Origin of the sequence: Caballeronia eucalypticola (assembly GCF_047608185.1) — a bacterium.
Classification (GTDB): Bacteria; Pseudomonadota; Gammaproteobacteria; order Burkholderiales; family Burkholderiaceae; genus Caballeronia.
The window spans coordinates 102,905-123,354 of record NZ_JBLKRU010000008.1 but is presented as its reverse complement, the minus strand read 5'-3'; the positions used below and the strand labels follow the sequence as shown (position 1 = coordinate 123,354).

Here is a 20,450-nt window from a genome sequence, read left to right as displayed (position 1 = left end):
TTCCTGAACTGATGAAGGAACCGCCTTCGCAGATTCCCGACCACTATCCGCCGGTGTTCGAGGAGTCGCGTCTTCTCACCGACGAAGAACTGGCGGCATCGCGTGAAAAAGCGTTGGCGCAGTGGGATCGCAAGACGGATCTCTGGCTGTTCGGCTATGGCTCGCTGATCTGGAACCCGGGCTTGCCCGCCGTGGAAATGGTCCGCAGCAAGGTGCACGGTTATCATCGCGGACTGTATTTGTGGTCGCGCGTGAATCGCGGCACGCCTGAGCAGCCTGGGCTCGTGCTGGCGCTGGATCGCGGCGGTTCATGCTCGGGCATGGCGTTCCGGTTGGCGGCCGAAGGCGCGGAGCCGCATCTCGAAGTGCTGTGGCGACGCGAAATGGCGATGAATTCGTATCGCGTGGCGTGGTTGCCTTGCACGCTCGTGGACGGCCGCCGCGTAGAAGCGCTGGCGTTTGTGATGCGGCGCGAGGCGTCTACCTACACCGGCAAGCTCGCCGACCAGATGGTGCGCCACGTGCTCGGCTGCGCGACCGGCCGATACGGCACCACGCTCGATTACGTCAGCCGCACGGTCGAGGCGCTGCGCGAATGCGGCATGCCGGACCGGCAGCTCGAAGCGCTGTTGCATCGATGCCAAGGCGCGGATTCGTCGCAGGAATGAGCGTCACGAAACGCGCCAAAACGACGCGCCAAGTGCTGAGTCATGTGCTGAACCATGGCCGATCGGCTAACGTCACTGGCTCGACATACTCCGCCGATATTTATCAGTTACGATGTTTCTACGAGATTTGAACGTCTTCGCGCCCGCTTGAATTGGCGCGAATTTTCCTTGGTGTATTCTTAACTTTCCGAAATTTCGCGTCCGGAACAATCCGGGCGCCCCACTATGAACGACTCCTATCCCAGTCGACGTTACACCGACAAACCACCGGAAAAGCGCACGCTGCTTGAGCGCCTGACCGATTTCATCTCGCACGAACCTGAATCGCGCGACGAATTGCTGGAAGTCCTTCAGGACGCCCACGAACGCAATCTGCTCGACGCGGATTCGCTCTCCATGATCGAAGGCGTGTTCCAGGTTTCGGAACTCTGCGCGCGCGACATCATGATTCCGCGTGCCCAGATGGACGCCATCAATATTTCCGAAACGCCCGAGCAGTTCATTCCGTTCATGCTCGAAAAAGCGCACTCGCGCTATCCAGTATTCGAAAGCAACCGCGACAACGTGATCGGCGTGCTGCTTGCAAAAGACTTGCTGCGCTATTACCACGAAGAAGAATTCGATGTCCGCGGCATGCTTCGCCCCGCCGTATTCATCCCCGAATCGAAACGCCTGAACGTCTTGCTGCACGATTTCCGCGTGAACCGGAATCACATTGCCATCGTCGTCGATGAATACGGCGGCGTGGCCGGACTGATCACGATTGAAGACGTGCTGGAGCAGATTGTTGGCGACATCGAAGACGAATACGACTTCGACGAAGAAGCCGGCAACATCATTGCGACGCCGGATGGCGCGCATCGTGTGCGTGCGCTGACTGGCATCGAGCAATTCAACGAACAATTCGGCACGCATTACTCCGACGACGAAGTCGACACCATTGGCGGGCTGGTCACGCATCGGTTCGGACGCGTGCCGCATCGTGGAGAGAAGGTGCGGATCGATGACTTCGTGTTCGAAATCATGCGCGGCGACGCTCGCCAGATCCACGTGCTGCGCGTGCGCCGCGCACCGAATATGAACGTGCTCGACGGCAATTCGCGCAACCACCGTGACAGCGATCACGACGACGAACGCGATTGATCCGGTTTGATCTCCATAGAGAACAAGGGGCCCCTCAACCGGCCCTGACCTGCTTCAGTCTGTAACACAGCGTGATCACACTACGCGTTCAATTGCAGCAGTTGCGTGCCGAACCGCCGTGCAGGCGTTTTACGCGTTTTTCGTGACATGACGCGCGCCGGTCACGCTCCGTCATTCGCTTACTTTCTGCTGACCTCGTAATCCATGGCCGACTCATCGTCTCCTGTCACCTCGCAGCGCAACTCCCGCCCGATGCCCGCTGAAAAGCGCGCCGGCACGGCTCAGTCCATGCCCTTCTGGCATTACCTCGTCGCGGCCGTGCTGGGTGTCGCGAATACGCTTTCGTTTGCACCCACGCCGCATGGCGGGTGGGTCGAACTGGTGATCTTTACGCTGTTCTTCGCGTGGCTTACGCGCACTAATGGCTGGAAAAGCGCGGCGTTAACGGGCTGGGCATTTGGATTCGGCAACTTCGTCACGGGTGTGTGGTGGCTGTATGTCAGCATGCACGACTATGGCGGCATGGCGGCGCCGCTGGCGGCTGCAGCCGTCGCGTTGTTCTCGATGTACCTTGCGGTCTACCCCGCATTGGCGGGCGTGGTCTGGTCGCTGTGCGCGGGGCGTGCGCGGTATGACGACGATGGCGCCTCCGCGACCGAGCTCGCCGATGAACCGCGCTTCGTGCCCACGTGGCACGGCGCGTTTGCCTTTGCGAGCGCGTGGGCACTGGGCGAGTGGTTGCGCGGGCTTGTGTTCACCGGCTTCCCGTGGCTTGCGAGCGGGTATGCGCAAGTCGATGGCCCATTGGCGGGGTTTGGATCGGTCGCGGGCGTATACGGCGTGGGCTGGGTGCTGGGGTTGGTGGCGGCGTTGCTCGTGCAAGGTTTCTACGGCTTCAGGCGCAACACAGCCGTAGTTGAACGGTCGACGGCTGCGCGTCTTGCGCCGTTCATCGTGGCGGTGCTGCTGCTTGCATCCGGCATGTTGCTGTCACTGGTCGAATGGACAACCCCCGCGAACGCGCCACTCACCGTCCGGCTGCTGCAAGGCAACGTGAAGCAGGAGATGAAGTTCGAGCAGGAAGGCGTGGATCAATCGCTCGCGTTGTATAAAAAACTGATCACCGAGAAGCCTGCGGATCTCATCGTCACGCCGGAAACGGGGTTCCCTGTTCTCGGCGTTCGGATGCCACCGGACGTGGCGCTGGCACTGCGCAATTTCTCCGACACAACCCATTCATCCATCCTGTTCGGCGCTTTCGGCGTGACGACTTCGGCTGAAAGTTCCGTGCCTAGCTACACAAACACCCTGTTCGGCATCACGCCGAATCAGCAGGACGTGTACCGCTACGACAAACATCATCTCGTGCCATTCGGCGAATTCGTGCCGACAGGTTTCCACTGGTTCGTTGCCCTCATGGGCATTCCGCTCGGCGATCTCGGGCGCGGCCCGCCGGTGCAAAAATCGTTCTTCGTGCACAACCAGCCGATTGCCGTCGATATCTGCTACGAGGACATTTTCGGCGAAGAGATAGCACGGACGATTCGCGAACAGGAAGCGCCCGCAGGCATTTTGGTGAACTCGACGAATCTTGCCTGGTTCGGCGACACCATTGCGCTCGATCAGCATCTGCAAATGGCCCGCATGCGTTCTATCGAAACCGGCCGCCCCATGCTCCGTTCGACCAACACGGGCACAACCGCGGTGATCGCGGCAAATGGCGCTGTGGTGGCGCGGCTGCCTGTGTACACAGTCGGCTCGCTCGATGCCACCGTCCAGGGCACATCCGGGCGTACGCCGTATGTGACGAGCGGCAACATCACGGTGATCATGGTGTCGCTGTTGCTGCTGGCGTTCGGATTTGCGTTCGCGCCGGGAAAGAATGGCCGCAACAAAGCTGTCGATCATGGTCGCGAAAAGTCCTGAGCTGGCCGGGTTTGCCATCCGCAAAGCCACGAGAGCCGATGCGGACGCCGCGTGGGAAATCCGCCGCGCCGCCGTGATGCGTGAATGCGCGAATGTGTATCCGCTAGAGCAGCTGGAACAGTGGACCGGCGGTACGGCATCGCGAGCATTCGCCGATGCCGTCGAAGAGCGTTTCCTCGTGGCAACCGTTGACGGGTATGTCGCGGGCACCGGCATGATCGACCTCGCGACGGGCAAAATCGATGCGATTTTTGTCCATCCGGCGTATATGAAACGCGGCATTGGTGCAGCAATGATGCGTCATCTGGAAACACTCGCCCGCTCGAAAGAGCTCCCGGAACTCACGCTCGACTCCACGCTGAACGCGGCGCCGTTTTATCGCGCGCTCGGTTTCGAAGGCGAAGAAATCACGCCATACCAGTCGCCACGCGGCCTGACCATGGATTGCGTGCCAATGACGAAACGCCTCTGCGGATAACACCCGTTTTTACCGGCCAATCGGCCGATGAGTCCGCCGTTCATCCCCGAAAAGTCGCGCAAGACCCTCATTCCCGCTAAAATTCAACGTTTTAGCCCTCCGGCCGGTGCATTTTTCCGGTCCGCTTCGACCACGCGCCGGCCCGCCGGCTCACGCTTCGAAGGCACGCTTCAAAGGCATTCATGCTCACTTTTCAGCAAATCATCCTGACGCTGCAATCCTATTGGGACAACAAGGGTTGCGCGCTTCTCCAGCCGATCGACATGGAAGTCGGCGCGGGCACCTCGCACGTGCACACGTTCCTGCGCGCGATTGGACCGGAACCGTGGCGAGCAGCGTATGTGCAGCCGTCACGGCGTCCGAAGGACGGCCGTTACGGCGACAACCCGAACCGCCTGCAGCATTACTACCAGTACCAGGTGGTGCTCAAGCCCGCGCCGGAAAATATCCTCGACTTGTACCTCGGCTCGCTCGAAGCGCTCGGCTTCGACCTGAAGCAAAACGATGTGCGTTTCGTGGAAGACGACTGGGAAAACCCCACGCTCGGCGCATGGGGCCTCGGCTGGGAAGTCTGGCTGAACGGCATGGAAGTGACGCAGTTCACGTACTTCCAGCAAGTTGGTGGTATCGACTGCAAGCCGGTGCTCGGTGAGATCACCTACGGTCTTGAACGTCTCGCCATGTATCTGCAGAAAGTGGTGAACGTGTACGACCTCGTGTGGACCGAATGGGAAGAGGAAGGCCCGAACGGCCGCGAACTCCGGCGCCTGACGTATGGCGACGTGTATCACCAAAACGAAGTCGAGCAGTCCACCTACAACTTCGAGCACGCGAACGTCGACCTGCTGTTCACGTTCTTCAAGAGCTATGAAGCCGAAGCGCAGAAGATGATTGAAGCGAAGCTCTCGCTGCCCGCGTATGAGCTCGTGCTGAAAGCCGGTCATACGTTCAACTTGCTGGACGCGCGCGGCGCGATTTCGGTGACGGAGCGGGCGGCGTATATCGGCCGGATTCGCGATTTGTCGCGTGCGGTTGCGAAGGGCTATTACGAGTCGCGTGAAGCGCTCGGTTTCCCGATGCTGGGCAATCCCGTACACGCCGCGGCCGGACTTGTTTCGGACGCACAAGATGCCGCCAAGCCCGCGTGGGCGCCGGCGCTTAAGGTCGAGCGCAATATCGATCAGGCCTGACCAGAGCACGACATAACAATGACAGAAACCAATCTTGCATCGCTGCTCGTCGAGCTGCGGACCGAAGAACTTCCGCCGAAAGCGCTCGCGCGCCTGGGCACCTCGTTTGCCGAAGGCATCGTGCAGCGGCTTGCCGCGCGCGACCTGATTGACGGCGAAGCGAGTTTCGAAAAATACGCCACGCCGCGACGTCTCGCCGTGCTCATCAAGAACGTGCGCGCAGTCGCACCGCAACGGCAAGTGCGAGAGAAGGTGCTTCCTGTTTCCGTCGCATTGGACAAAGACGGCCTGCCCACCGCGCCGCTCGCGAAGAAACTCGCGGCGCTGGGCTTCCCCGACTTCGCCATTAGCGATCTCGAACGCGCGCAAGACGGCAAGGCCGAAGCATTCTTCCTGCGCTACGCGGCGCCCGGCGCAACGCTTGCCGACGGCCTGCAGATCGCTCTGCAAGAAACGCTCGGCAAGTTGCCCATTCCGAAGGTCATGACGTATCAACGTCCCGACGGCACCAGCGTGCAATTCGTGCGGCCGGTGCATGGGCTGATCGCGCTGCATGGCCGCGACATTGTGCCGGTGAGCGCGCTTGGTATCGACTCCGGCGACACCACGCTGGGGCATCGGTTCATGTCGGAAGGGTTTGTTCCGATCACACACGCCGACGACTACGCCGAGACGCTGCGTTCGAAGGGCAGGGTCGTCGCGAATTTCGAGGATCGACGCGAATCCATCCGTACGCAATTGCTGGCGTTCGCAGGCGAAGACCGCGTGGTCATGCCTGAATCGTTGCTCGACGAAGTGAATGCGCTGGTCGAATGGCCGGTCGTGTATCAGTGCCGTTTCGACGAATCGTTCCTGCAAGTGCCGCAGGAATGCCTGATCCTCACCATGCAGACGAACCAGAAGTATTTCGCGCTGACTGACGAGCACGGCAAGCTGCGTTCGCGCTTTCTGATCGTGTCGAACATCGAGACGCAAACGCCCGGCGATATTGTCGAAGGTAACGAGCGCGTGATCCGCCCGCGTCTGGCCGACGCGAAGTTTTTCTTCGAGCAGGACAAGAAGAAACGCCTTGCCGACCGCGTGCCGCTGCTCGCGAACGTGGTGTATCACAACAAGCTCGGCTCGCAATTGCAGCGCGTGCAGCGACTCGAAGCGCTAGCTGGCGAAATCGCGCCCATGATCGGCGTGGATGTGGCCGTCACGAAGCGCGCCGCCCTGCTCGCGAAGGCTGACCTGATCACTGACATGGTCGGTGAGTTTCCCGAATTGCAAGGGACCATGGGCACGTACTACGCGCGCCACGATGGTGAGCCGGAGGAAGTCGCGCTCGCGTGTTCGGAACATTATCAGCCGCGTTTCTCCGGCGATGAAACCCCCGCCACCGGCGTAAGCAGCGCCGTCGCGTTGGCCGACAAACTGGAAACGCTCGTCGGCATCTGGGGCATTGGCTTGCAGCCAACCGGCGAGAAAGATCCGTTCGCGCTGCGTCGTCACGCACTCGGTGTGTTGCGCATCCTGCTGGAAAAGCGCCTTGCCATCGACTTGTTCGACTTGCTGCGTATTGCGTACAAGCAATTCGCCGACATGCCGTACGTGGTTGATTCAACCGACGCCATCTACGCGTTTTTCATGGACCGGCTGCGCGGCGTGCTGCGTGAACGCGGTTTCAACGCAATTGAAATCGACGCCGTGCTGAGCCTGAACCCCACGCGCCTGGACGACATCGTCGCGCGTCTGGACGCCGTGCGCGAATTCGCGTCGTTGCCGGAAGCCGCGTCGCTTGCCGCGGCGAACAAGCGTATTTCGAATATCCTGAAGAAGTCGGCGGAAAGCGTGCCGGCGAGCGTGCAGCCAGCTTTGCTTCAGGAAGCCGCCGAAAAGGCGTTGTACGCTCAGCTCGAACAAGTTGCGCCGCGCGTGCAAACGCAACTGGCCGAACGCAATTACACGGAAGCGCTGTCGGCGCTGTCCGCGCTGCGCGATGCCGTGGATACTTTCTTCAACGACGTGATGGTGAACGCGGAAGATCCGGCGTTACGTAACAACCGCCTGGCTCTTCTCGGCGCACTGCATCAGCAGATGAATTGCGTCGCGGACATTTCGAAGCTTGCCGCCTGATGCGCCACACCATGCCGACCAACGCAAACAAGAAACTGGTGATACTCGATCGGGACGGCGTGATCAACGTCGACTCCGACGCATTCATCAAGTCGCCCGACGAATGGGTTGCCATCCCCGGCAGCCTCGAAGCGATCGCGCGTTTGAACCAGGCCGGCTACCGCGTGGCAATTGCATCGAATCAATCGGGCATAGGCCGTGGTCTGTTCGACATGGCCGCGCTCAACGCAATGCACGAAAAGATGAACCGGGCGGCAGCGGCGGTAGGCGGCCGCATTGACGCGGTGTTTTTCTGCCCGCACACACAGGAAGACGAGTGCGAGTGCCGCAAGCCGAAGCCCGGCATGTTGCAGCAGATTGTGGAGCGCTTCGAGATCGATCCGGCTGATACGCCCATGGTCGGCGACTCGCTGCGCGACCTGCAAGCGGGCGCGGCGCTCGGCTTCGAGCTGCATCTGGTGCTGACCGGCAAGGGGCATAAAACGCTGGCAGCGGGCCATCTGCCGGCAAATACGAAGGTACACAACGACCTGCGCACCTTCGCGCTCGACTTCCTCGCCGCACATCACGACTGACCCGGCCGATCTGTCGGCGGGTTTTTTTCGTCACATCACATAAGACTTATTCAAGCCGATGCGCTTCATTCGTTCGCTGTTGCTGATGGTTTTTTTCGTCGTTTATACGGTGCCGTACGCGTGCGCTTGCTTCCTCGTGTTCCCGTTCATGCGCGCTGAAAAGCGTTATTGGATGGCGGCGTACTGGTGCAAGTCGTGCATCGTGGTGATGCGCTACCTGAACAACATCCGCTATCAGATTGAAGGCATGGAGAATCTGCCCGATGGTCCCGCCGTGTTGTTGTCGAAGCACCAATCGGCTTGGGAAACGCTGGCATTCCCCGCGTTAATGCCGCGGCCGCTCTGCTATGTGTTCAAGCGTGAGTTGCTGTTCGTGCCGTTCTTCGGCTGGACCATGGGCATGCTGAAGATGGTTCATATCGACCGGCGTCAGGGCAAGGATGCATTTGCATCGGTGGCGCGGCAAGGGCGCGAGCGCATGGCCGAGGGAGCGTGGGTCATCATGTTTCCTGAAGGCACGCGCACAAGCGTGGGCAAGCAAGGCAAGTACAAGTCAGGCGGTGCGCGCTTCGCGTGCGCGGCGGGCGCGCCGGTCGTGCCGATTGCCCACAACGCCGGACACGTATGGCCGCGGAAATCGTTTCTCAAATATGCGGGTATAGTCACAATGTCAATCGGTCGTCCGATCGACACGACAGGCCTCACGCCGGAAGAAGTCAATCTGCGCGTGGAGCGCTGGATCGAAACGGAAATGCGTCGAATTGATCCGGACTCGTACGGTCCCGCCGATCGTTTCATCGCTGGGTCTGATTCCGGCGCTGACTCCGCGTCTGCCTCCGACTCCAAGTCTCAGGGCGCGGCTACCGGCCTGTAGATCCGGATGTCGTTATCGTCAGGTTCATTACGTTCGTTTCTATCGTTAGTGTTGTCCTTTCCGTCATTCCTGCGCCGCGTGCGCCAAGCTGAGCCGATGCAGAAGACCCCCTCGCGACAGCGTCCCGCTGCCGCGCTCGACAACCCGCAACTCGACCTGCCGCTCAACTTTCCCAGTGAGCCAAGGCTGTCGAGTGTGGCACCCTCGCCTGCTATGTCGGGCACGTCTGCCGCGCCCGTCGCATCGCCTCCCGCCATGCCCGCAACATTGCGTGGCGACATCACGCCGACCGATACAACCGAAACGGCACGCCCGTCCGCGCCGCCTTCACGTACGCCCATTGCGCCCGATGGTTCGCGCTACCGGCAACTCATGCTCGGTTCGCAGATGCTCGATTACCGTTTGAAACGTTCATCGCGCCGGACGATTGGCTTCACTATCGATGGCACTGGCCTCGCGATTACCGCACCGCGCTGGGTAACAATCGGCGCAATAGAAAGCGCGATTGCCGAGAAGGAAAAGTGGATCCTCAAGAAGCTGACCGAATGGCAAACGCGCGTGGAGCAACGCGCGGTGCCGCGGATTGAATGGAAGGATGGCGCGCAGCTTCCGTACCTTGGACAAAACGTCACCGTCATGATGACCGCCGCACCGGGCACAACCGGCAAGAGCGCTACGCAACCGGCGTTCGATACAGAAACCGGCGTGCTGTGGCTCGGCCTTCCCGCGCTGGCAGATGGGCAGGTCATTCGCGAGCGTGTGCAACGCTGGCTCCATGCTCAGGCGCTGCAGGTGTTTGGCGAGCGGTTGCCGGTGTATGCGGCCAAACTAGGCGTGGAGTTCAGGGCCTATGCGTTGTCATCCGCCTCTACGCGCTGGGGCAGTTGCTCCAGCGAAGGCAAGATTCGCCTCAACTGGCGGCTGATTCATTTCCCCGTCCATGTGATCGACTACGTGGTCGCGCACGAACTCGCGCACCTTCGGGAGATGAATCACAGCGCGCGCTTCTGGGCCACGGTCGAATCCATTTTCCCGGACTTCCGCGAAGCGCGGCATACACTCAAGCATCATCCGCCCGAATTGCTGCCGCTGCTTTAACGCTTTGCCAGCACGGAAATGGCGCCGAGCAGAGCGCTGCGAGCGTTTGCTACGAGCGGTACAATTTTCGATGTGGCCGTTTTCATCGTGCGCGGTGTGCATTGAGGCACGTTAAAAGACACGGTAAATCGGACCATCCGTTCCATCGACATTCCCCACAGGAACCCCATCATGCGACTTCTTCATACCATGCTGCGAGTCGGAGATTTGCAGCGATCCATCGATTTCTACACACGTATCCTCGGCATGAAAGTGCTGCGTCAAAGCGAAAACACCGAGTACAAATACACGCTGGCGTTCGTCGGTTACGGCGATGAAAGCGAAAACAGCGTGCTTGAACTGACTTACAACTGGGGCGTCGATAAGTACGATCTCGGTTCGGCATATGGCCACATCGCGCTGGAAGTGGACAATGCGGCGGCAGCGTGCGATCGCATCCGCGAAGCCGGCGGCAAGGTCTCGCGCGAAGCCGGTCCAGTGAAAGGCGGAACGACGGTGATCGCGTTTGTTGAAGATCCGGATGGATACAAGGTCGAATTGATCGAAAAGCATGCCTGAAGCGGTTCGGGGGCAACGGATGGCCAGCGATGGCTGGTTGTCTCCGAACTCTTTGAATGACGCTCCTTCAGGAGCCTCATTCATTTCCGCTCAATGCTGACCTTGCGCGAAATATCATCAGATATCCTGATTTATCGGCAATCACCAGTACGATCTATTCGTGATTAATAAAGGTCTGCGGTTCACCATTATCGTGCGACGCACAACACACCAAGTTCAATCCCTCGACATCACGGGCGGCGGCCCAAACGTCGGCAAGTCCAACGCCACACGCCCCAACTACGCATGACATCCCCACGCCATCAATGGCAGAATGCGCCAGAGACTTGACTCAGCAACCGGTCAAAACGCAAACACAAACACAATAATCGATGAGCACCACTGCCCTGCCTGTGCGTCGCGCGCCCGACTCCACCGCCATTCTGCTAATGATCGCGCTATGCGCGGTGTGGGGTTTCCAGCAGGTCGCCATCAAGGGTGCAAACGCATCGTTTCCCCCGATGCTCCAGGCCGGCATCCGTTCAACCATAGCAACCGTCCTCGTCTGGATATGGACGCGATCACGCGGCATCGCGCTGTTTCGCAGCGACAATACCCTCGCGTCCGGCCTGCTCGCCGGCGTGCTGTTTGGCGGCGAGTTCGTGTGCATTTTCCTGGGGCTGACGTTGACCAGCGCCACGCGCATGGTCGTCTTTCTCTACACCGCACCGTGCTTCATGGCGCTTGGCCTGCACTGGTTCGTCGCGGGAGAAAAGCTCAAGCGGGTGCAATGGGTGGGGATAGCGCTGGCGTTCGGCGGTATCGCACTCGCTTTCGCCGATGGCTTCCTGCACGCGGCCACGAGCAGCGCATCGGGCACCGCGTCCGGCAGTGCATCGACATGGCAAGGCACCGCCGGCGACGCCCTCGGCGTACTCGGCGGCGTGTTCTGGGCGGCGACCACCGTCGTCATCCGTGCATCGCCGCTCGCGCGTGCAAGCGCCAGCAAGACGCTGTTCTATCAACTTGGGGTATCGGCAATAGTTTTATTCGCGCTCGCCTTCGCGCTCGGCCAAACACACGTGAGCACCATCACGCTGACAGCCGTCGCCAGCCTTGCCTATCAGGCAATCGTGGTCGCGTTCCTGAGCTATCTCACGTGGTTCTGGCTGCTCACACGCTACATGGCGTCGAGGCTATCGGTGTTCTCGTTTCTCACACCCATCTTTGGTGTCGCGTTCGGTGTCTTGCTGCTGGGGGAATCGCTGACAACGCGTTTCATGGTTGCATCGGCGCTTGTTGTGACGGGCATTGCGCTGGTCAATGCACCCGCAGGACGTCGGCGCACATGAGCGCTTGAGCGCGCGGGCTATCGCGTACGTCCCGCTACTTGTGCCGCGCGGCTGGCATCGTTCATGACCTGCCCGGCAAGGACGAGCGCCGCGTCAGCAGCTGCCGATTGCGTCCGGTCAGCAAGACAAACAAGCGCAAACTGCAGCCCCAGTTTGCGCGAGTGAATAATCGGCACGCGCATGAGGCGCCGGCCATCAGGATCGCGTTGTAACACTGAAGCCGTGCAAAACATCACGGCATCCGATCGCGCGACCACGTCCTTCAGCACGGCGATATCGTTACATTTCAACTGCACGGGAACGGCTTCGTGCGCGCGAAATTTCAACAACCGGCGCAACGCATCTTCCATGAATGCGGACAGCGGCACTGACACCATCGGATAATCCTTTAACGCCGCCAGCGGCACCGTAGCGCGTGCGAGCAACGGATGATCCGGGCGCACGAACCAGCCGCCGTCGTGGCTGATCAGGCGGTGAGTGGTGACATCGGGCGCAGCAGGCATTTCACGACGATCCACCACCACGAAATCAGCCGCCTCCGCGCGCAGGTTTTGCATCAGCACGCTGGCCTCATCTATTTGAACCGATACTTTGATGGCGGGAAACCGCCGCGCAAATTCGACGAGCAGATCCGGAAACAGAATAGCGGCGGCATAAGGTCCGAGGCCGATCTTCACCTCGCCCAACGCGTCGGACCGGATCAGCTCGACATCGCGGAAAAGACAACGTGTTTCGAACAGCACTCGCCGCGCGCGCTCGACCAGCATCCGGCCGGCGGCGGTTGTCGCTACACCGCGTGCCGCGCGATCGAAGAGCTTGATATCGAACTCATCTTCCAGCGCCTGGATACTCCGGCTGAGCGCGGGCTGACTCAGATGAACCCGCTCCGCCGCACGCGCGAATCTGCCCTCCTCCGCGAGTGCCACCAGATGCGCGAGGCGCCGCGAATTGATCTCATGCATGATTTAAAACGGAACCCTAAATGATTAATTGCCGGCCTGGAAGCCGGTAGGTTATCCCATCTTCCACGGCCGCTGCGCCGAGCGTTCAGAAAAGAGCGGCGATATCCCGTCGGATACGCCGCTCTTGCTTCAGAACTTATGCCGAATCCCGGCCATCACGCCAAGCTGCGTGCTTTTCTGCGCGAGGCTGACCGCATTGACCCCTTGCAACTGCGAGCCGATCAGATCGGCTCTATAGAGCGAATAGTCGGCTTCCAGGTACACGTCCGTGCGCTTGGACAGGTCGTAGTCGGCGACCAGTTGAAATTGCCAAGCCGAGCCGTCCCGTGGTTGCGTCTTGCCGGCTTGCAGCGTGCGCCACACGTTCCCGGCGAAGTGCCACGCGCCGGCTTGCTGTGTAACGCCGCCGAGAATCATCCTGCGCTTCTTGAAGTCGGACCATTTCAGCGCGGCGAGTCCTGGCGCGGCGAACGGTCCGTTGGCGAAGGTGGAGAATCCCTTGTCGTTCTGGTTGACGATATAACCGAGCGCGAAACGCGTCTTGTCCCACGTGTACGAACCGCCGATGGTCCACGCCTTTGCCCCGCTACCGTTGATCGAGTCCTTTGTCTGTTTAAACGCGCCGCCGATCGTGACTGGACCGTTCGCGGGCGCGTAGGCTGCGGCCACGCCGTACTGGCTGCCGTAGGCCATATGGCCGGCGTTGCCGCTGAACGAATACGCGGTCGAAATGCGGAAGTCCTTGTACTTGCCGTGATACTGGATCTGGTTACTGCTCCAGATGCCCCCGGTCATGGTGACTTCGGGCTGGAAGTTGAAGTCGTAGGGAATCCAGGGATTGCTGGAGTACCCGCCCATGGTGATGCCTTCGATCATCACGTTGTACTGACGGCCTAACACAACCTCTCCATACGTCGATGACCGCAGCCCGATTTGCGCTTCGTTGAAAAACGGCATGGTGGGATCGCTCTGGCCGGTGTTCAGGAAAAAGCGGTTTTCAAGCTAGAAGGTAGTGGACCAACCGCCGCCCAGGTCTTCAACGCCCTTGACGCCCCAGCGGCTCTCGCTCATGCCGCCGGGCCCCATCAGGAAACGGCCGTTACCTTGCGTGTCCGCATTGGACAGATAACGCAAGCTTGTGTCGGCAACACCGTAAAGCGTCACGCTGGATTGCGCGTAGCTCATTTCGCTGGCGAACGCGGCGGGCAGCAATGCGTAACTCACCTTGCACCATTTTTGTAAACTGCCAATTTTCCTAAGTTGTCCCGACCTGTTCATACGTCTCCTCGTGATCTCGTAATGCGACGATCAGGCCCTGCCTGCATTTGCCTGTATCGCCACGAATCAAAGAAGCCGTTGTCCGTCTCCGATGCACCCGCGTCATGCCGCTGAAGCGGACGCCCCCTTATGAGAGTCTGCTGCGCGGTTGCGCTGCCAATTTGAGACTAACGAAGGAATTAACTCCAGTGCATTCCTTGCATCGAAAGAATGCAGGAACCGCATGGAGGCAACGAGGAAAGAGACTTGGAAGAGATGTCGCGTGATTCGCCGAAGCGAACCCGGAATAGTGAGATAGAAAAGGTGAGATCAACGGAAGCAGGTGCGATCGCGGCCTGATAGAACCGCCCTGGCGCGGTCGGTGCGGCACGCCTCGCCCTGACTGAGACGCGCGCCATCCAAACCCGCCAGCGGCCTAAAAATCGGCTACTGTGCCGCCTTGACCACCTGAGCCAATTTCACGAACTCGGCCACGGGTACTTCTTCCGCGCGCCGGGAAAGGTCAAACCCAAGTGCATCGAAATCCACCCGATCGCGATACACACCCAATGTATTGCGCATCATCTTGCGCCGTTGCGAGAACGCCGCGAGCACCACTTCGCCGAGCACCTTTTCATCCACATCGGGCAATTCGCTTGGCCCAAAGGGAATCATCCGCACGATCGCCGAATTCACCTTCGGCGGCGGGTTGAACGATTCAGGCGGAACATCGATGAGTTTATCGATGGCATACCGATACTGCAGCATCACCGTCAGGCGGCCAAAGTCCTTGTTGCCCGGCTCGGCGATCATCCGGTCGACCACTTCATCCTGCAGCATGAAATGCTGATCGATGACCTTCGGCGCGAACGCGGTCAAGTGAAACAGCAGTGGACTGGAAATGTTGTACGGCAGGTTCCCGACAATCCGCAGCGACGGCTTGTCACCTTCCAGCGCGAGCGAACCGAAGTCGAACGCGAGGGCATCGCCGGCATGCAGTGCCAGCAGGTTGCCAAACCGCTTCTCAAGCCGCCCGATCAGGTCGCGATCCAACTCCACCGCATGCAACGGCGACTCCGGCGTGGAAAGCCGTTCGATCAACGGCGCGGTGAGCGCGGCGAGCCCCGGCCCGATTTCGACCATGCGTTCGCCGCGTTTGGGCGCGATGGTGTCCACGATCGAATCGATCACGCCTTGATCGACGAGGAAGTTCTGCCCGAAGCGCTTGCGCGCGAAGTGGCCCTGGTGCTTGATGGACATCGGAGAAGCCGATTAAAACCGCAATGGAAAGAAAGGACGCAAAAGCAATCAGGCGGCGCGCAATCAGGCCGCGCGACGATGGCGCGCCATGGCAACGGCTGTATCGATAGCAACGATCAGGCTGCCCGGATCAGCGCGGCCGGTGCCGGCCAGATCGAGCGCGGTGCCGTGATCGACAGAGGTACGGATGATCGGCAGCCCGAGCGTGACGTTGATGCCTTCGCCGAACGTCGCGAATTTCAGGACCGGCAGCCCCTGGTCGTGGAACATCGCGAGCACGCAATCGGCGTCTTTGAGATAACGCGGCTGGAACAGCGTATCCGCCGGATAGGGACCGGGAGCATCGATCCCCAGCGCGCGCGCTTGCAGCAGCGCGGGCGTGATGACATCGATTTCCTCACGGCCCAGATAACCATTTTCGCCCGCGTGCGGGTTCAGTCCGGTCACCAGGATGCGCGGTTTTTGCAGCCCGAACAGCGCTTTCAGATCACGATCGATAATGCTCAGCGTCTCGACAATGCCATCCACCGTCAACGCCGCCGACACATCTTTCAGCGGCAGATGCGTCGTAGCGAGCGCGACGCGCAGCGGCCGTTCGCCCATGCCCGCGAGCATCATGACGACGCGCGGCGTATGGGTGCGTTCAGCGAGATATTCGGTGTGGCCGCTGAACGGAACGCCGGCGTCGTTGATGGTGCTTTTCTGCAGCGGCGCGGTGACTATTGCGTCGAACCGACCGCTGACTGCGCCGTCTATGGCTGTATCGAGCAGACCGAGCACGTAACGCCCGTTGGCGGCGTTCAGCGTGCCTGCTGTGACGGGCGCACCAAGCGCGTGATGCTCGATCTCGATGTCCGCGCCTTTGGAAAGCCACGACGATGAACCCGCCCGCTCGGCCATCAGCTCACGGTCGCCAAGTACGGTGAACCGCACCGACGGCCAGCGCTCAGCCGCCTCAGCCAGCGCCGCCACCGTCAATTCAGGCCCCACCCCCGCCGGTTCCCCGGTGGTAATGGCGATAGACAATGAGGACACTGGCGGCTGGCTTGCTGCTTTCATCTCGCCAAGCCTTACTGGTTCATCGCTTGCTGAGCTGCAACACCCTTGTACTGCACGTAAGCGGTGTCGCGCAGTTCACGCAGCCAGTCAGAGTACGCTTGCTCCGCCTTGCGCTGACCGATCGCCTGACGTGCCGTGTCCAGTTGCTGCTGTACCGAACCTTCCGCATCGCGGCGTCCCAGTACCTGAATCAAGTGATAACCGTACTCGCTGCGCACCGGCTCGCTGACTTGGCCGTCTTGCAGGTTGTTCATCGCGCGCTCGAATTCCGGCACGGTTTCACCCGGGCTGATCCAGCCGAGATCGCCGCCCTGCGACGCCGAACCATCCTGCGAATACGTCCGCGCGAAGTTGGCGAAATCGCCGCCCTTCGCAACGTCGCTGCGGATATCGAGCAGCTTTTGACGCGCGGCCGCCTCGGACACGCCGTCGGCTACGCGCAGCAGGATGTGGCGAACGTGGGTTTGCACGAGTTTCGGTGCATCAGCAGCCTGGCCCTGGCCTACGCGGCGTTCCACCAGCTTGATGATCTCGAAACCGCCGGCGGTGCGAATCAGTTGGGGGTTCACTTCGTTCGGACGGAGACTGGCAACCGCGCTCACAATGTCAGCCGGCAGCGAAGCCTGCGTGCGGAAACCGAGATCGCCGCCCTTGGGTGCATCGGTATCTTGCGAATTGTTCTTGGCGAGCTTGGTGAAGTCCGATCCGCTTTGCGCATCTTTCAGCACGCCTTCGGCCTTCGCCTGGATAGCGGCAATGTCAGCCTGCGTTGCGTTCTCCGGCACCTTGAACATGATGTGCTGGAGATGCAGGTCGTTGGACCCGCGCGCGCCCGGTCCACGCTGGCTGGCCACGTAGTTGGCCACTTCGCCGTCCGACACCGTGATCTTGCTGTCCACCTCTTTCTCACGCAATTTCGATAGCGTCAGCTCGGTGCGGGCATCGCGTTGGAACGTCGTCCAGGGCACCCCTTGCGCTTCAATGCGCGCGCGGTACACGTCGAGCGTCATGTTGTTTTGCTGCGCGAGACGCTCGAGCGTGCGTTGCACGGTGGCGTCGTCAATGGTGATGTTGTCTTCCTTCGCCTTCTGCAACTGAATGCGCTCGACCACCATCTGGTCGAGCACCTGGCGTTGCAGCTGATCCGCCGGGGGAACCGGCGCGTTCTGCTGTTGCAGGCGGCGCACGATCAGACCCGTGCGGTCGGCGAGTTCACGTTCCGTAATGACGTCATTGTTCACAATGGCCACGACCGAATCCGCAATCTGTGCGCCGCCCGCCTTGATGGGCGCCAGCGCCTGAGCGTGCGCCACCGGGCCGGCCAGTAAAGCTGCCGCGAAAACACCTGCCGCGACCATTGCGCACTTCAACTTGTTCATGTTTGACACAGATACTCCATCGATTGCGGCCGGTGACCGGCCCTATTGCTTGTGCACTATTACCTGCGGCGTACCGCCGCCCATTCCGCACTCACGACCCACGCTCATTCGTAATTCGTGTAACGCGCGAGCGGTGCGGGCGGAGGCGGTGGCGGCGTGTAACCGTTGACGCCGGCGCGGAACGCCGCGGTCAAGCCATTATCGACGTTCGACAAGCCCTTGAACGTCATTTGAGCAAGAATACGCGTCCCGGCAGTGTTACTTCCGGTGCTAGTGATACCGTTTGCGTAACGCTGCAAGCCCACGCCCAGCGTCCAGCAGTCGGCATCGTACTGGAAGCCCAGCAGCCCGTCGACGAGACGATGGCCTGCCAGATCGTAGTTCACCCGGGCGACGCTATAAATGTGTCGCGATAATGGCCATTGTGCAGAAACCAGAATCTGGTTGATCGGCGAGGTGGACAGCGTGGTCTCGTTCGCCCGCGTGTATCTATACCCAATATTGATGACTTCGCGCGCGGCGGGGCTATACCCGAAACCAATGCTCGAACGCACCAGCTGGTTGTTATCGGCATTATATTGGAACGCGGTTTCCTGTGAAAAACCAGCGCCCAGCTTGAAGGACGCGCCCAGGATCAGGTCGGAGTGTTTCGCCTGGTCGAGCGGCTGGCCTTCCGTGATCGTGACGCGCTGCGGCTGGAAATAATACTGCTGCGCAATCACAAAACGCGCGCGTTCGTCGCCCGTTGCCGGGTTGATGAAACGCGAGGTCAGGCCGACCGTGAGACGGTTGGCATCGGCGATACGGTCGTTACCCGCGTACGTGTTCGGCGTGTAGATTTCAGCGAGGCTGAAGTCAGACTGGCCGGTATCGAAAATAGGCGCGAATTGTTGGTTGCGGTACGGCGTGTACACGTAATACAGCCGCGGTTCCAGCGTCTGGATGTAATCCTGCCCGAAGATGCGCACCGAGCGGTCGAACACGAGGCCGGTGTCGAAGCTGACCGTAGGAATGGATTCCGTCAGGTTCTTCGGCTGGTTCGGTGGCGTGCCATTGGCTGCGCTGCCGATCTCGTTCAAGTCGTACGACGCCAGGTGATACTGCACCTTCGGGGTGACGAAATAACCCGGTCCAGTGACGCTGTAGCTCAGGTACGGATTAAATACAACGCGCTGGCCTTCCGTGGAATCCGCGATGGTCGTCGTGAAACGCGTGTAATCCGCTTCCGCGCCGTAGTCGAAGCCGCCAACGTTGTACTTGTTGTACAGCACGTTCAACTGCGGTTCGCGGGCATACGGCGAGGTTGCCGGCGGCAACACTTGCCAGCGCTGCTCGTGCGCGAGAATGGACCACGGCCCGTTGTTGTACGTGACACCCACTTCCTGCTGATACAGGACCTGCGTGCCGTTGATGATCTGGTTCGACGCGTTACCCAGGTCTTCCGGATACTGATTGTCCGAGACCTTGTTGTAGTTGATATACGCGCCGAAACCGCCACCAAAGTTCTGCTGGTGCTGGATGTAGATCGCATAGCGGTTCGTATGCGTCTGCAAGTCCTGCGGCAGGAATTCGCCGGTGATCGTGCCCGAATAAGTCGGCGACAAATACCGGAACGTGGACTGGATCTGAACGCCGCGCCGGGTCATGATGCGCGGCGTGACCACCAGGTCGCGATTCGGCGCGATATTGAAGTAATACGGCAGCGACACTTCAAAACCGGTCGTGGAATTCACCGACACCGTGGGCGGCAAGAGGCCGCTGCGCCGTTCGCCGGTCAGCGGGAACGACAGCCACGGACTCGCGAATACCGGGAAGCCCTGGAAGAACAGCACGCCGTTGTGCGCGACGCCTTCGTTCGCGCCGGTATCGAAGTCAAACGATGTGCCCTTGATGTACCACGCCGGGTCGGTCTCGCACGAACACGCCGTGTAGGTGCCGTGGTCGACCGTCGTCTGCTCGTCGTTGATCAGGTCCGCGCGCTGCGCGCTGCCCGAGCCGTTCGAAAGATTGAAGCGGTACTTCGGGTTCGTCATGTAACCCTCGTTCGCCTCCACCTTCAAGTGCGCTTCCGGGCCGATGAACGTATTGCCGTTATTGAAGATCCTGACATGGCCGTAAGCATCGGCCATGTCGGTGTCCTGGTCGTAATGCAGCGCGTCCGACTTGATCACCGAGACGTTACGACGCAACTCCGCCGAACCCTTCGCGGCCATGTCCTGGTCGGCTGTGCCCGTGGTGTGGTCGCCGAGGACAAACGTAGCCGGCTGGCTGCCCTGCTGCAACGGGCGCTCCTGGAGCTGGGGCGCGAGCCGCAGGCTCCAGGCGTCGCCGAGCGGCTGGGTGTCGGCTGCCGCGCCCGCTAGCTGCGCGTGCGCGAGCGCTGGCATGAGGCCTGGCACGGCGATCAACGCCGCGAACAGCCGCCGCCTGCGTGGCCGCGCTTCGCGCAATGGAACTGCTTTGGAAAACTGTCGTGGCGGCATGTTTGAGTGCTGTTCAATCGCGTCACGCTCGGCGCTCGACGAGAGCACCCGGGCACAGCCACCGGGACTCGCGCCACCGGAGTTGTCGGTT

At 60.6% G+C, this 20,450-nt stretch carries 16 protein-coding genes and 1 pseudogene; 11 read left to right on the top strand and 6 right to left on the bottom strand.

What is annotated here, in order from left to right:
• The first annotated feature begins 11 nt into the window (after positions 1-11).
• From ACMX25_RS12100 to ACMX25_RS12050, 11 genes are all read left to right on the top strand, one after another.
• Positions 12-668, top strand: a complete 657-nt coding sequence (locus tag ACMX25_RS12100) for a gamma-glutamylcyclotransferase (protein ID WP_414950291.1) — start codon at positions 12-14, stop codon at positions 666-668.
• 225 nt (positions 669-893) lie between these two features.
• Positions 894-1,811 (top strand): HlyC/CorC family transporter, encoded by a 918-nt coding sequence (locus tag ACMX25_RS12095; protein ID WP_414950148.1) that lies wholly within the window; start codon positions 894-896, stop codon positions 1,809-1,811.
• 204 nt (positions 1,812-2,015) lie between these two features.
• A complete protein-coding gene (gene lnt / locus ACMX25_RS12090) occupies positions 2,016-3,737 on the top strand; it encodes an apolipoprotein N-acyltransferase (RefSeq protein ID WP_414950146.1) in 1,722 nt (573 codons plus the stop codon).
• Complete coding sequence (locus ACMX25_RS12085) at positions 3,694-4,215, top strand: GNAT family N-acetyltransferase (RefSeq protein WP_414950144.1); 522 nt, start codon at positions 3,694-3,696, stop codon at positions 4,213-4,215. Before lnt ends, ACMX25_RS12085 begins: the two co-directional genes overlap by 44 nt.
• A 182-nt stretch (positions 4,216-4,397) precedes the next feature.
• Positions 4,398-5,405 carry a glycine--tRNA ligase subunit alpha gene (gene glyQ, locus ACMX25_RS12080; RefSeq protein ID WP_414950142.1) on the top strand — a complete coding sequence of 336 codons (1,008 nt, stop codon included), beginning with the start codon at positions 4,398-4,400 and terminating at the stop codon, positions 5,403-5,405.
• Positions 5,406-5,423: 18 nt separating this feature from the next.
• Positions 5,424-7,523, top strand: coding sequence for a glycine--tRNA ligase subunit beta (gene glyS, locus ACMX25_RS12075; protein WP_414950141.1), 2,100 nt, complete (start codon positions 5,424-5,426; stop codon positions 7,521-7,523).
• Between the two features lie 11 nt (positions 7,524-7,534).
• A complete protein-coding gene (gene gmhB / locus ACMX25_RS12070; RefSeq protein WP_414950139.1) occupies positions 7,535-8,098 on the top strand; it encodes a D-glycero-beta-D-manno-heptose 1,7-bisphosphate 7-phosphatase in 564 nt (187 codons plus the stop codon).
• 58 nt (positions 8,099-8,156) lie between these two features.
• On the top strand, positions 8,157-8,972 hold the full coding sequence (locus ACMX25_RS12065; RefSeq protein WP_414950137.1) for a lysophospholipid acyltransferase family protein: 816 nt from the start codon (positions 8,157-8,159) through the stop codon (positions 8,970-8,972).
• Positions 8,973-9,068: 96 nt separating this feature from the next.
• Positions 9,069-10,070 (top strand): M48 family metallopeptidase, encoded by a 1,002-nt coding sequence (locus ACMX25_RS12060; protein ID WP_414950135.1) that lies wholly within the window; start codon positions 9,069-9,071, stop codon positions 10,068-10,070.
• 171 nt (positions 10,071-10,241) lie between these two features.
• The gene (gene gloA, locus ACMX25_RS12055; RefSeq protein WP_299714509.1) at positions 10,242-10,628 is read left to right on the top strand and encodes a lactoylglutathione lyase; all 387 of its coding nucleotides are present in this window, start codon (positions 10,242-10,244) and stop codon (positions 10,626-10,628) included.
• Between the two features lie 371 nt (positions 10,629-10,999).
• Complete coding sequence (locus ACMX25_RS12050; RefSeq protein WP_414950133.1) at positions 11,000-11,959, top strand: DMT family transporter; 960 nt, start codon at positions 11,000-11,002, stop codon at positions 11,957-11,959.
• A 17-nt stretch (positions 11,960-11,976) separates the two neighbouring features.
• On the opposite strand, the gene ACMX25_RS12045 is transcribed toward ACMX25_RS12050, so the two are convergent.
• From ACMX25_RS12045 to ACMX25_RS12020, 6 genes and pseudogenes are all read right to left on the bottom strand, one after another.
• Positions 11,977-12,921, bottom strand: a complete 945-nt coding sequence (locus ACMX25_RS12045; protein ID WP_414950131.1) for a LysR family transcriptional regulator — start codon at positions 12,919-12,921, stop codon at positions 11,977-11,979.
• A gap of 129 nt (positions 12,922-13,050) precedes the next feature.
• Positions 13,051-14,145, bottom strand: a pseudogene (locus tag ACMX25_RS12040) (porin).
• A 480-nt stretch (positions 14,146-14,625) separates the two neighbouring features.
• Entirely contained in the window at positions 14,626-15,438 is an 813-nt protein-coding gene (gene rsmA, locus ACMX25_RS12035) for a 16S rRNA (adenine(1518)-N(6)/adenine(1519)-N(6))-dimethyltransferase RsmA (protein WP_414950129.1), read from the bottom strand.
• 63 nt (positions 15,439-15,501) lie between these two features.
• Positions 15,502-16,497, bottom strand: a complete 996-nt coding sequence (gene pdxA / locus ACMX25_RS12030) for a 4-hydroxythreonine-4-phosphate dehydrogenase PdxA (protein ID WP_414950127.1) — start codon at positions 16,495-16,497, stop codon at positions 15,502-15,504.
• Positions 16,498-16,508: 11 nt separating this feature from the next.
• Positions 16,509-17,876, bottom strand: coding sequence for a peptidylprolyl isomerase (locus ACMX25_RS12025; RefSeq protein ID WP_414950125.1), 1,368 nt, complete (start codon positions 17,874-17,876; stop codon positions 16,509-16,511).
• 104 nt (positions 17,877-17,980) lie between these two features.
• Positions 17,981-20,359: an LPS-assembly protein LptD gene (locus ACMX25_RS12020; RefSeq protein WP_414950123.1), complete on the bottom strand. Its 2,379-nt coding sequence runs from the start codon at positions 20,357-20,359 to the stop codon at positions 17,981-17,983.
• Positions 20,360-20,450: the final 91 nt, after the last annotated feature.